The 13,198-nt window shown below is 35.6% G+C and carries 12 protein-coding genes; 10 read left to right on the forward strand and 2 right to left on the reverse strand.

The window, feature by feature from the left end; all coding sequences use genetic code 11:
* Positions 1-55 precede the first annotated feature (55 nt).
* Both ACHZAX_RS20610 and ACHZAX_RS20615 read left to right on the forward strand, forming a co-directional pair.
* On the forward strand, positions 56-1,726 hold the full coding sequence (locus ACHZAX_RS20610; RefSeq protein ID WP_320020383.1) for a TonB-dependent receptor: 1,671 nt from the start codon (positions 56-58) through the stop codon (positions 1,724-1,726).
* Between the two features lie 17 nt (positions 1,727-1,743).
* Positions 1,744-6,891 (forward strand): fibronectin type III domain-containing protein, encoded by a 5,148-nt coding sequence (locus ACHZAX_RS20615; protein ID WP_320020384.1) that lies wholly within the window; start codon positions 1,744-1,746, stop codon positions 6,889-6,891.
* 6 nt (positions 6,892-6,897) lie between these two features.
* Here the strand turns inward: ACHZAX_RS20615 and ACHZAX_RS20620 are convergent, their stop codons facing one another.
* Together ACHZAX_RS20620 and ACHZAX_RS20625 are read right to left on the reverse strand one after the other, a co-directional pair.
* Positions 6,898-7,197 (reverse strand): hypothetical protein, encoded by a 300-nt coding sequence (locus ACHZAX_RS20620; protein ID WP_320020385.1) that lies wholly within the window; start codon positions 7,195-7,197, stop codon positions 6,898-6,900.
* Positions 7,194-7,529 (reverse strand): helix-turn-helix domain-containing protein, encoded by a 336-nt coding sequence (locus tag ACHZAX_RS20625; protein ID WP_320020386.1) that lies wholly within the window; start codon positions 7,527-7,529, stop codon positions 7,194-7,196. The genes ACHZAX_RS20620 and ACHZAX_RS20625 overlap by 4 nt, the downstream gene beginning before the upstream one ends.
* A gap of 549 nt (positions 7,530-8,078) precedes the next feature.
* On the opposite strand from ACHZAX_RS20625, the gene ACHZAX_RS20630 reads away from it, so the two are divergent.
* From ACHZAX_RS20630 to ACHZAX_RS20665, 8 genes are all read left to right on the forward strand, one after another.
* Positions 8,079-8,825 carry a hypothetical protein gene (locus ACHZAX_RS20630; RefSeq protein ID WP_320020387.1) on the forward strand — a complete coding sequence of 249 codons (747 nt, stop codon included), beginning with the start codon at positions 8,079-8,081 and terminating at the stop codon, positions 8,823-8,825.
* Entirely contained in the window at positions 8,803-9,279 is a 477-nt protein-coding gene (locus ACHZAX_RS20635) for a hypothetical protein (RefSeq protein WP_320020388.1), read from the forward strand. The genes ACHZAX_RS20630 and ACHZAX_RS20635 overlap by 23 nt, the downstream gene beginning before the upstream one ends.
* Entirely contained in the window at positions 9,264-10,016 is a 753-nt protein-coding gene (locus ACHZAX_RS20640; protein ID WP_320020389.1) for a hypothetical protein, read from the forward strand. Before ACHZAX_RS20635 ends, ACHZAX_RS20640 begins: the two co-directional genes overlap by 16 nt.
* A complete protein-coding gene (locus tag ACHZAX_RS20645) occupies positions 10,006-10,371 on the forward strand; it encodes a hypothetical protein (protein WP_320020390.1) in 366 nt (121 codons plus the stop codon). Before ACHZAX_RS20640 ends, ACHZAX_RS20645 begins: the two co-directional genes overlap by 11 nt.
* 27 nt (positions 10,372-10,398) lie before the next feature.
* A complete protein-coding gene (locus ACHZAX_RS20650; RefSeq protein WP_320020391.1) occupies positions 10,399-10,824 on the forward strand; it encodes a hypothetical protein in 426 nt (141 codons plus the stop codon).
* An 85-nt stretch (positions 10,825-10,909) separates the two neighbouring features.
* Positions 10,910-11,455, forward strand: a complete 546-nt coding sequence (locus ACHZAX_RS20655) for an REP-associated tyrosine transposase (RefSeq protein WP_320020392.1) — start codon at positions 10,910-10,912, stop codon at positions 11,453-11,455.
* A gap of 168 nt (positions 11,456-11,623) precedes the next feature.
* Positions 11,624-12,475, forward strand: a complete 852-nt coding sequence (locus tag ACHZAX_RS20660) for a hypothetical protein (RefSeq protein ID WP_320020393.1) — start codon at positions 11,624-11,626, stop codon at positions 12,473-12,475.
* A gap of 93 nt (positions 12,476-12,568) precedes the next feature.
* A complete protein-coding gene (locus tag ACHZAX_RS20665) occupies positions 12,569-13,159 on the forward strand; it encodes an REP-associated tyrosine transposase (RefSeq protein ID WP_320020394.1) in 591 nt (196 codons plus the stop codon).
* Positions 13,160-13,198: the final 39 nt, after the last annotated feature.

The following is a 13,198-nucleotide window of genomic DNA, read 5'->3' on the forward strand; positions in this document are numbered from 1 at the left end:
GTTTTACCAAATGAACAAATCCTCTTTATGGCATTCTTTTGCCAATTATAATCATATGAAAATTAACTATTTAGTCGTGTTGTTTTTGTTCATTTCCAATGCCTTGTTTGCTCAGCAGATCGATCAGATAGGCAAAAAAGGAGGCCTGAAACTGAATGGAGGACTGAATGTGAATCAGGTATACAGAACCAATAACAGTCCTGGAACGGATCCTTATTCAATGGTGGTTTCCGGACAGCTGGGCTTATCCCTGTATGGCTTGTCCGCACCCTTATCATTCACCTGGTCCAATAGTCAGTTTACATCAACACAACCGTTTAATCAATTTTCTTTAAGTCCAACTTATAAGTGGGCTGCGCTGCATATGGGATGGTCGAGCACAAATTTTTCGCAATATTCCTTAAGCGGACACAACTATGCAGGAGTTGGCGTTGATTTGGCGCCCGGCGATAAATTTAAAATAAGTGCCATGTACGGACGCTTGCGAAAAGAATTGCCTGGTGATACTCTGCTTGGGCTTCAACCGGAATACAGGCGGATAGGAACCGGATTTAAAGCCTCTTATCAATTGGAGAAAGGTGAAGTTGGTTTTCATGTTTTTTATGCAAGTGATGATACCCAGCATTCCATTTTGGGGATAGATAGTTTGGGTGTTAGCCCGATGGAGAACATTGTAACAGGAACCTTCTTTTCATTACGGCCTACCCAAAAATTATCCATCGTTTCTGAAATATGCAATTCGTCCATTTCTATGGATAAAAGAATAAGCAGAGCTTCGGATTTAGACGGAGCCGCCACAACAAATCACTGGGCAGTAAAAAGTGATTTGGCTTACCGGTTTTCATTTGCCAGTCTTGGTGTGGGTGTTGAGTATGTTGAGCCAGGCTATCAAACCTTAGGTGCCTATTATACGCTTAACGATTTTGTAAACTATACGGTAAATTTAGCTGCCTCCATGCTGAAAGGGAAAGTGAATTTAGGAGCCAATGTAGGTGTTCGTGAAAATAACTTAAGCAAAGAATCGGATACCGACCAAAAAGACATTATTCAGAATATTACATTGGGATTTACTCCGACTGAGAAGCTGAATTTCAACCTGAATTATTCCAATTTCTACAACTATACGCACATTCAAACTCTGTTCGAGGAGGAAAATGCGCATACACAATATGAATTGCTCGATACCCTAACCTTTACTCAAATCAATCAGAATCTAAATTTATCAGCCAATTGGAAGATTAAAGACGGAGAAAACAGCAAGCAAAGTTTCACCACCAATTTAAATATTCAAAAATCGACACAAGAACAAAGTGATACCCCTGAAAATGCCGATTCAAAGTTTGTGAATGCTTCAGTGGGCTACATGTGGTCGCTGCCCAAAAATAATTTTTCCTTTGGTATAAATACCAATTACAGCAGAAATAAAGCAAGTGAAATTCTTTCTGAAGCTTATGGCCCGGTACTTTCAATGCGGAAATCATTTTTAGAGAAAAAGTTACAAACACGCTTTTCGGTCTCATGGAATGGAACCTATGCCGATGGCAGCTCTACGGGAAATGTTATTACATCGCGTTTGGGCACCAATTATACCATAAAAAAGAAACATCGGTTCAATTTTAATCTTGCCTATACCCAAAGCAAGCGCAACAACCGATCGAATAATTATACCACTGCAAGCCTGGGCTACAGTTACAGTTTTTCATTGCCAAAATCAAAAGATAAATAACTCACATACTTTTAAATATGAAGCGAGTCGCCCTATATATTCTCTTTTTACTGATCAATTTAAACCTGAATGCTCAGGTGGTTTATCCTATTCGTAGCTACACCATTCTTCAACCTCCATTGCCATATAATTTAAATGGATTTGTAAGTGAGCCGGGTAAAATAAGTCTCAACATCATTGTTGATGATGTGGATTTGGATCAGTACGCCGTGAAATTTCGATTGCACATAGAAGGCAATGGAATAAAACTAACAACCCGCCCTGATTTTTTTCAGCAGCCATATTATCTGGAAGGTGCAGGAACACATACCTTAACCGGATTCGATCTGGAAGGTTTATTGAATCCGGACAACCTGATATTTGAAGGATACAGCCGCAATCAATACAAACAAACAGGACGATTGCCCGAAGGTGTTTATCGTATTTGGGTTGATTTGTACGATTATTACCGAAATGTAAAGGTCTCGATGTCGTCGCCAGGTATTGCCATGATATTTTTTGCCAAAGCACCCCGTTTAAATTTTCCTTTGAATCAAACAGAAATAGATTCGGATGCAATGCAAAACATTCGTTTCTCGTGGTTTTCCATTTTGCCGGCCGATCCTTTGGCCGATGTGCGTTACCGCTTTAAGTTGTTCGAAATTCGTCCTGATGGCCGCGATCCTTACGAAATTACAAGGGTAATGCAACCCATTTATCAGGAAGAAACCAATCAAAGCAGTTTTGTTTACGATGCAGGCATGCCTCCCTTAATCTCCGGAATGTCGTACGCCTGGAAAGTGGAGGCTTACGATCTTGAGAACCGGGTTTTGTTTCAGAACGACGGACATTCCGATGTGTTAAGTTTTAGGTACGGGAAAAGTTGTGTGATACCTGAGCTAACAATTAACGAAGTAAAGAGCAAGAGTGTTTCCTTAGCTTGGATAACTGATGCCGCAGCTACAGAATACACACTTGCCTACAAAAGAACAAAAGATGAAAACTGGCAGGAAGAAAAAACAGATTTAGTAAACTACACCCTAACAGATCTGGATGATAATGCGGGTTATCAGATAAAAATAAAAGCCGGATGCGGCGATTCCGAAACGGAATTTGGTCGTGTTCAGGAGTTAAAAACAACAAGAGAGGTTAACTATGCCTGTGGCAATAAATCAGATAAATTCGATTTAAGCAATACAGAACCATTGCCATCTCTCGGAAGGTTTGATGAGTTTAAAGCAGCTGATTTTTTGGTTGAAGTTGAGGAGGTATCAGGTGGAAACGGAAACTTTACAGGTAAAGGTTATGCATTAATTCCTTATTTGGGTTTTTTAAAGTTTCGGGTTGAGTTCGAGAGTATTTTTGTGAACAGCGACAGCCGCATGACTTCGGGTGAAATCAAATTTGTTTACGACGAGGCAACAGGGATGATTGTTGGTGAAACCCCATACGGCGGAGATGAGGATGATGGTGTAGATGTAAAAGATGAACTGGATGAAATAAGTAATAAAGTAATTGAAAGCGATACTGATATTTCCAGTGTAACAGTCAGTGGAGATAATATACTTGTAACGCATACCGATGGAACAAGCGAAATAGTTCCGGTAGGAGACAATAAAGTAATATCTGTTGTTGGTGGAGATGACGTTAGTGGCAAGGCTTATGTAGTTGACGCCGGATCGGGTCAGGTATTTACAACGCCTAAAAAAGTTGCCGGCGGAGGCAGTGGATCTTCAGCTGTTGGTACCGGTTCGCAAACAGGTAAGTATGGTTGTTCGGTAAGTTTCTCGAAAGCCGCAACACAACGATATGGCTTCGATTTGGTAGGCGATGGCAGATCCAAGCCCGACAGCTATTTTTCGAAAAGCAAAACCGGGGAAAAGATCGATTGGAAATCTTTGGAGTCGGGAAGTACCGACTTTGTAGATCTTTCAGTTGGGGGAAATTGTTCTCCCGATAGTTTACGGTATTTACGCGAAAGTGGATTGCTTACACCATCAGCACCTCAGGGAAAAGGTCGTCGTTTACTGCTTACCGGCCTGGGCGAGGGGGAAGAAGATATTCTTACCGTTGCATTGGCAAATAACCAATATATAAACGACAGCACCAGCCGGGAAATATTAACCGAAGCAGGTGCTTTGGGCTTGGTAAGTTACGACCGCATAAGCCGAAACGTGGTTTTAGTGCCTGTAAATGGTGCTCAGTGTCCTGATAATAGAGGTTTTATAAATAAGGAGCTGAATGATATTTATGCTTCGGCAGTGGTTGACTGGACGGTGAGCATAGAGAAAAATCTTGAGGTTGCCGAACTTAAAGGAAAAACATTTGAACATTCGGGAACCGGCACCTTAAGTAAGTACACCTCCGATATGCGTACCGTAATTAATGAATTTAAGCGCGAAAGGTCATACGATAGAAATACTCTTTATCTTTTCTTTATTGATGAAAATACGGCCACCAAAACAGGTTTTATGCCTTTGGCTTCGGAGTATGGTTTTATCTTCAATTTTAAAACCGATACTCATGTGCTGGCTCACGAATTAGGACACAGCAAGGACTTTAACCTGCGCCATACCTTTAGCGAAAAAGCACAGCACTTTTTGCCCGAGCGCAGCACCCAAAACTTAATGGATTATGCCGGTGGCTCCGAACTTTGGAAATACCAGTGGGACTTACTGCACAACCCGGAATCTATGCTGTTTGCTTGGAGTCAGGATGAGAGCGAGGGGGCAAAGAATATTGTTAAAATAGATGCCTTGTTTAGTTGGTTAAAATCAAACTATGGAAATACCAATGTTGATTACAATTATTATAAACTAAACGAGCAATACATTTGGGATTTTGCAGAGGCATACAATCAGTTTACCTTTAATGAGAAAGATTATTCTACAATTGTTTGGTTAACCGATAAAACAACTACTGTAAATATTACTAATCCGTACGTTGATATTGATTTAACAGGAGATTTTCATGTTGAGTTTACAATTGCATTTAATTTCTCAGGCACATCAAATGAAGCAATTAAGTTTACAACTTATACATATCAAGACTTCAATGCTATTCTTGGGCGTATTGGAATTAAATTAACTGATGCTTACAAAAAGAAGATTACAGATAAATACACAGAGCTCTTTGCAAATACTGAATTAACAAGTGATTGCAATAAAATTGATGTTCTTTTTGAAGGAATCCCGGCTTTTGTATTGGAGAATATTAGCGGTACTAACAGGGTGGGTTATATTAAAACCTTATTGTCTTGTGTCGTTAATGAAGGAGGATGGATTGCCGGAAAACGGTTTGATACTAATGAGGAATTAGCCTTGTTGAATCTATTTCGCAATTTTCCGACTAAAGAAACACCTGATGTATTTTTAGAAAAAATATCTTCTGAAAAAGTTGGAGACGTTCCTTTAGTTAAAGTACTCGTATCGTCTGTTGATAATAAGTACTTGTTTATCGGTGATGATTCAAGAAAACAATTGATGATAGAATTATTATCGTTGTTTTCACAAACACAAACATATAAGACATTTAGTAGTGAATTAAACACCAAATTAAGTGCTACGACCGTTGACCCAGCTTATGCAAAACAATTAAGTGAACGAACAGTTGCATTTGACTATAAGAGCATATACGCCAGAAGCTGGATGGATTTAAAGCTTGGTATTGTAAATGTCGACCCATATTTAAAAATAGATGCTGATGTTAACTCACAAGGGAAAGTATCTTTAAATAGTTATCTGTGTTATGGTTTTGTGTCAACAGAAACAGCGGACATTAAAAACCCAAGAGAGTTTTCTGCTTTTGCCCCGATAATATTTGACCAAAAATCAACGCTTGGTGCACTCGAAGGTTTTGACAAGGTATTTATTGCCCCTGCAATTTTTGCATATTATGCTGATAAAGAAGCCGGAATAAAAACGGCAACTGATGTAACCCAGGCAGGAATTGACGTTGCAACTTTATTGGTACCCGGCGGACAACTTACAAAACTTGGAAGGGTATTTTTCTATGCAGATAAAATAAGCTCTATAACCAGTTTGGCAGCCGGATTTGCGGAGACGAACGAAAATGTTAAGAATGTACTCTCCGGAATAAGCTTAGTAACTGGAATTGTTTCTGTTGGTGAGAATATCGTTAAACCATCTCAAACGGAAAAGCTTTTAATAAAATCCGAAAATCTTAGTAAATCGAAATCGGTTCTTCAATCAGAGTTTAAAGCACTGGTTGAAAATATAAATAAACTTAGCCCTGAGGAACTGAAACAGATTGAAAAGGCACAGGAAAATTTAGCCCAGTTTATTGATGGGTATCGAAAAGAACTTGGACTTTCTGAAGATGTTACAGCAGATGCAGTCAAACGATTAAAAGGAATTACTGAAGGAAGCGGACTCGCCAGTACATTAAAGAAAATAACCGGAAAATCTTCAGTTGAAATTCCATGGAAAAACCTTGATGATAAAAACATTATTTGGGCAAGCCCGAACTCTAATGTTTTACATACGGCTAAATCATTTGCCAATGAAACTGGTTCTTCATTGTATGACATAGTATTGGATGGAGGCGATTATGCAAAATTTGATTTGAGCGATGGTCGTATTTTACTCGGAAATACAGATGGAACTTATAGTGCATTTGCCGTTTTGGAAGATGCCGCATTAGCAAACTTTAAAAAAGCAGTTTTGAGTGCAAGTGATGAAGTGTTCAATACCAAATTAGCAGAACTATTATCAGAAAGTGCAAATAAATTGAAAGTACTCTCTGGGGCAACCAGTAAACAAATTACTATTGCTGGCAAAAATGTAACCTTGAGTTCAAGCAAAGTAAATACATTTCTTGGGCGTTTTAGACCGGATATTCGAAATTTATTTAATGAATGCGGTTCTTTTAAAAATGTAGGATTGGGAGAAACTCTCGGGGGAATAAACCTTCTGAATAAACCAGACCATTATTATGATGCTTCAACTTGGTGGGCTGCTTATAATAAACCATGGTTGAATAATGCAATAGAAAGGGGAGATGATATTTATTTAGCAACTATTCCTCAAAAAGCGGATGATATATTTGATGCAACAGGAAAATTAGATGGAGCATTTGCTGAAGAATTAAATCTTTTAGTGTCTAAAAATTACAAACCAAAAAATTTAACTGATAGTGAATGGGGTAATATAAAATCGTGGTTTTAATATAAATCAGAAATAATCTTTAAAATCTCTATCGATAGCAATGTCTATGTATTTATCAAGTGTTTGGATAAATTTGGAAAGTTCAAATTTATCCTTAATTACTTGTTCTCCATTAGCTGTAATAATATGAATAGGCATTTGTTCTAAATATTGTAGAATGCCTTTTATTTTTCCAACACCCGTTGCATTACCAGAGGCTACTTGTAGAGCATGAATAATGTCATTAATATCTTCGATTAATAGTTCGGCATTGTTTTGCAAGCGTTCAATCATTAGCTTTTTTTGTTGTTCTTGAACGTAACTCATAAATAAGCTTGTTTAGTTTTAACATCTCTAAGGAAAGCATCTAAAACAGCAAATAGGTGTGATTTATCAGCATCGTTAAGCTGTTCAATACTTTTAATACGGTTTACGGTCTGCTTGTCAAAACTGGAAGCAGCTGTTTCGTCAACAAGATAATCAAGGGTAACATTAAAAATATCTGCAATTTTCTTTGCCGTTTCTACCGAAGGAACAGCTTCGTTTCTTTCATACTTTCCTATTGCTTCTCTTGAAGCTTCAATATTCTTTGCAAGTTCAGTCTGAGACCACCCCTTTTGTTTTCTTAATTGCACTATTCTATCTTCAATTTTAACCATAATCAGACCTTGTTTTGCATGATGATACACTTTAAATACAAAAATACGGTATTTTATTAGGTAAAAAAATATAATAGTACTTGTTTGGTTGCTCCGAACTATGGAAATACCAGTGGGATTTACTTCACAATCCCGAAAAAATATTCTTTGCCTTGGGACAGGATGAAGAAGAGGGGGCGATGATTACTGAGTGTACTTTGGCTACCCCCCGCTAGTGCGAGCTTGCAGCTCGTGTTCTGCGGAGCAGTAATACTTTAAATGTTCCAGCAATAGGAATAATATTAAGTTAATTGAATTTTGTTTACCTTAGGCTGACAATTAAATTTTTATAGGATTTGAGCCGAAAATATAAGTTTCAATAATCCTGTGGAAGCAGGTTTTGTAGAAGAGGCACATCACTGGAAATACAGTAGTGCTATAAATTATGCTGGAGAAGTAGGACAGGTTCCAGTTGAAATATTGTAGCGTATTAACTACTTCGTAGAACACGAGCTGCAAGCTCGCGCTAGCAGGGGAGGAAAAGATAATTTTGAGAGTTTTATATTAGAAATGGCTAAGTTATATAATACTGCATATGAATCTGAATTACATCAAGCTCAAAATGGAAATTGTTGTTTAATATTTGATTGGAATAAAGAAGGAGGTACAGTTCTTCCAAGTTATGATGGGATAGTTGATATAACTGGTCTAAGAAATCATGGGTGTTATCGTAAATGTAATTTGATTTCTTCAAATCGTATAAGTTTAAATAGTTATATTTATGTACGTTTTTCTAGAGATTTCTCTTTTGCGAAAGAGAATGAAAATAGAACATTAGTATTGCCTGCTTTTGTGTTGAAATACCTAATAGATCATGAAGTTAAAGAGTTAAATATTAATTTAGTCAATAATTTAATAGCCGTTTTTTCTTTCACAAAGGCTATTAGTGCCTTATCGCTAATTAATGATGCTAGTAAGTTAGAAAAATTGAAAATTGGATTTGATGTTTTGAAAAATATTGTGGGTGTTGCTTTATTAAATGATAAATTTGAAGATTACCTTAAGAATTCAAATGATGGTCGATTATTTCTTAAATATTGGGAATACTTTCAAAAAATAGATGCATTAAAAGGTGGAGCAACAGGTGTTGTTAAAATATTTGATACTAAAGCAATTTTATTATTTAGCAATCTGTCAAGCTCTTGGGATGTGATAAGTAAAGATCCTAATATTGATAAGTATTTAAATAGAGATAAAATTACTACAGAAATTAATAAACTAAGAAATATTTTCAATGATGAGGGGATTGTTTATTAAAATTTTACAGATTAAATTTATTAAAGATTATTGGTGGTTAGGGGTTTTGTTAGGCTTTTTTCTAGGCATGTGGGTTTTACCTCCAAATTTTCTCAATTTCAATAGAGCTGAAGGTACAATAGTAGATGTTTATAAAAGAGAGACATCAATTCATGTTGCAGGAAAAGGAAGTGCATCAAGTATGACCCTATTTATTGTTTTATCAGACTCTACAGAATATGGAACTGATGTGCCTAGTTATCAAAAAGAGATTATTAAAATGAAACCTATTGGAAAAAGAGTTAAGATTACTTACACTATAGTTCAGCAGTTTAAGAATATGCAAAAATTAGTTATTGACAATACTTTAATAATTAAAGACAATATATTATTACTTTCCTTATTCTTGTTTTGTGTTTTATGGGTTGTATTAGGTGGTGGTGCTGAGATAGTTCGCATGTGGAGAAATGCATAATCTTAGAAGGAAGCACCTATGCAGAATTTCAACCAGGAACGTGGTTAATGCAAGCGAGTAAATTATTTATGCAAGGAGCTATTGTTGATGCAACTATTCAAACATCAGTCAATATGATTATAGCCGATGATTTTGAGACTGCGATTGGGGAAATTGATTTTGCAGATGTTTTGATAACTGGAGCAATAAATGTTGTTGCTTGGGGTGGAGCTTCGGTTCGGAAATTATTTGGATCGGGCACAAGACTTGCTGTGATAAAAGGTACAACTGTTGTCACATTGGAACTTACTGTAGCCTCAATTGATTGGAAGCCATTTAATGATTCAGAACAATATGTTTCACTATTTAATGGAGATAAAGATTTACAAAAGTTTTTCTGTGATTTTGTAATTGGAATGTCAGGAAATATACTGCCTGACGAAATGCTTACTATTTTCAAAAAATGGACTAAAGCAGATTTTGATGTAAGGTGGTATTCAACCTTAACAGCAACAGAGAAAATCAAAGTACGTCAGATTTATGATATAGTGCATTCTTCAACTTTTAGAGGAGCTTTAGAAACTAATAGTTCGTTTATTAAAACATTTCTTCAAAATATTATTAGTCATCAAGATGATAATCGAGAAAATGTCGCGTTTAAAACGATAGATGTTAGGGAATTTGAATATCTTCCGGAGCAATATATAGTACCAGTTGATAATACAAAATTTGTAATACCGGGAACAAATGGCAATTAATAAAGATGAGCACAAAAAAAACACAAGACTATTTCTGATTTATTTTTTGATATTTCTTTGTATAATAGTCGTTGGTATTTATGTTAGTCAGAAAAGAAAGAAGGAAAATGTGCAAATTATTCAATACGGATCATCAGCCATAGGTTGTGTCTATTTTACTCAGAATTCTACAAGGGGCTTATGGGTGAAATACTCATTTAATGTGCAAAATCAAAAATTTAAAGGGGTATTGAGAACATATAAAAAAGGTATTGAGATTGGTCAACAATATGAAGTTGAATATTTGCCATCTAATCCTGATGTGAATAGGATTAATTTTGAAAAGAGGTTAAATTCAAAAGCTATTGGGGACTAATCCCCCGAGCGCAGCACCCAAAACTTAATGGATTATGCAGGTGGTTCCGAACTATGGAAATACCAATGGGACTTAATTCACAATCCCGAAAAAATATTCTTTGCCTGGGGACAGGACGAGGAAGAGGGGGCGATGGCAGCTTTCTTTGGAGGAATAACATGGATTGGTAATGTTTTTTGGGGATTAGCTGCAGATGAATATGAAAGTAAGATTGATGACAATCAGGAATTATTTAATCACATATATGAGAATTATGATGATTATTTTATAAAATCAAAAGAAGCAAATACAAACCTAAGTGAAGATGCATATAAAGAATGGTCTGTCCGTTCTTATTCTCATGATGGAACAATGGCAAAAACGGTTTTTGAGAAGATTGGAAAGGCAACAGATTGTGATTTCTCTTTGGCCCCGCTAGTGCGAGCTTGCAGCTCGTATTCTGCGGAGCAGTAATACTTTAAATGTTCCAGCAACAGGAATAATATTAAGTTAATTGAATTTTGTTTACCTTAGGCTGACAATTAAATTTTTATAGGATTTGAGCCGAAAATATAAGTTTTACAACAAAGAAGGTTTGTACTTTGTAAGCTTTGCAACAGTATATTGGATAGATGTTTTTGTTCGGGAGCAATATTTTGCTGCTGTTGCCAAGAGTTTAGAGTATTGTTGCAAAAATAAAAGAATGGTTATATATGCTTACTGCATTATGCCTAGTCATATTCATTTGATATTTAATGCTCAAAATTCTGATCCGGGTAAAATTCTTAAAGAGTTTAAAACCTATTCATCAAAATACCTTCAAAGCTTGATTGAAGAAAATCCACAAGAAAGCAGAAAGGAATGGATGCTTTGGATGATGGAGCGAGCAGGAAAAATGAATAGTAATGTAAAAAACCGCCAATTCTGGCAACAAAATAACAAACCCATCGAATTGTGGAGTAGTAAAGTAATCTCTCAAAAATTAGATTACATTCACAATAATCCTGTAGAAGCAGGTTTTGTAGAAGAGGCACATCACTGGAAATACAGTAGTGCAAAAAATTATGCAGGAGAAGTAGGACAGGTTCCAGTTGAAATATTGTAGCGTTTTAACTACTTCGTAGAACACGAGCTGCAAGCTCGCGCTAGCAGGGGGTTTTAACTACTTCGTAGAACACGAGCTGCAAGCTCGCGCTAGCAGGGGTTGCAAATCATTCTACTCAAAGATCTCAAATATATAATAAACTAATACTTAATCAATTTAAATGTGAAGATGAGTAAAATACTAATAATTATTATTGCATTTTTAATTTCAAATTGCTGTCAAGGACAGGATAACCTATTAAAAAAAGCGGATGTTGATTCTATATGTAATCAAGAAGTATATGGAACTAAAGGGTATATTAAAAATTTGCCTCGATATATATGTATCCCTGATGGTTTCGTTATTGATGACTATATAAGATTTTCTGACAAAGATAAAAATGGTGAAAATGATTTTATTGCAATAAAGTATAATAAAAAGGAGGATGATCAAATTGATGGTGATACTACGTTTTGGGACTTTTATGAATACAATATTGAGGATTCTATATTTGATCATAAATGTACTTTAACTAATATTGTTCCTTTGTATATTCAAAGTATTTCATTTGCCTATTTAGCAAAAAATCCTTTCGCCGAAGAGCTATTCAATAAATATCCAAGAAGAATTTCACATAGTTTAAGTTTTATTGTAAAACATGATACTTTACGACTTTCATATAAAATGGATGATGTTTATGGAAAAACATTTATTTTCAGTTATGATGAACCAGAGGGAAATTGGTTCTTGAAAGAAATTGAATACTTTATTGGTGAATTACCTTCTATTTGGTGGCAAAATAATGAATTCTATTATTCTTTGAGAAATAGTTTATTAGTAATTGAAAAAATTAAACCGAAGAAAAATATTTCAATTGATCAATTTAATTTGATTGAGGCGTTCAGATATCGTGAAATTGAGATTGGTCATTTATCTGAATGGCATATTGATAGAATTGATGAGACTACTGAAAAATCTATTCTTGAGGTTAAACTAGATAATTGTAATGGAATTTTATTACCAAAAGATTGGATTTATTAAGTAGTATCCCCCCGCTAGTGCGAGCTTGTAGCTCGTATTCTGCGGAGCAGCAATACATTAAATGTTCCAGCAATAGGAATAATATTAAGTTAATTGAATTTTGTTTATCTTAGGCTGACAATTAAATTTGCAGAAGATTTGAGCCGAAAATATAAGTTTTACAATAAAGAAGGTTTGTACTTTGTAAGCTTTGCAACAGTATATTGGATAGATGTTTTTGTTCGGGAGCAATATTTTGCTGCTGTTGCTAATAGCTTAGAGTATTGTTGCACAAACAAAGGAATGGTTATATATGCTTACTGCATTATGCCAAGTCATATACATTTGATATTTAATGATCAAAATTCTGATCCGGGTAAAATTCTTAAAGAGTTTAAAACCTATTCATCAAAATACCTTCAAAGCTTAATTGAAGAAAATCCACAAGAAAGCAGAAAAGAATGGATGCTTTGGATGATGGAGCGAGCAGGAAAAATGAATAGCAATGTAAAAAACCGACAATTCTGGCAACAAAATAACAAACCCATCGAATTGTGGAGTAGTAAAGTAATCTCTCAAAAATTAGATTACATTCACAATAATCCTGTGGAAGCAGGTTTTGTAGAAGAGGCACATCACTGGAAATACAGTAGTGCAAAAAATTATGCTGGAGAAGTAGGACAGGTTCCAGTTGAAATATTGTAGTGTTTTAACTACTTCGTAGAACACGAGCTGCAAGCTCGC

Origin of the sequence: Labilibaculum manganireducens (genome assembly GCF_963665805.2) — a bacterium.
GTDB classification, from domain to species: Bacteria; Bacteroidota; Bacteroidia; order Bacteroidales; family Marinifilaceae; genus Labilibaculum; species Labilibaculum manganireducens.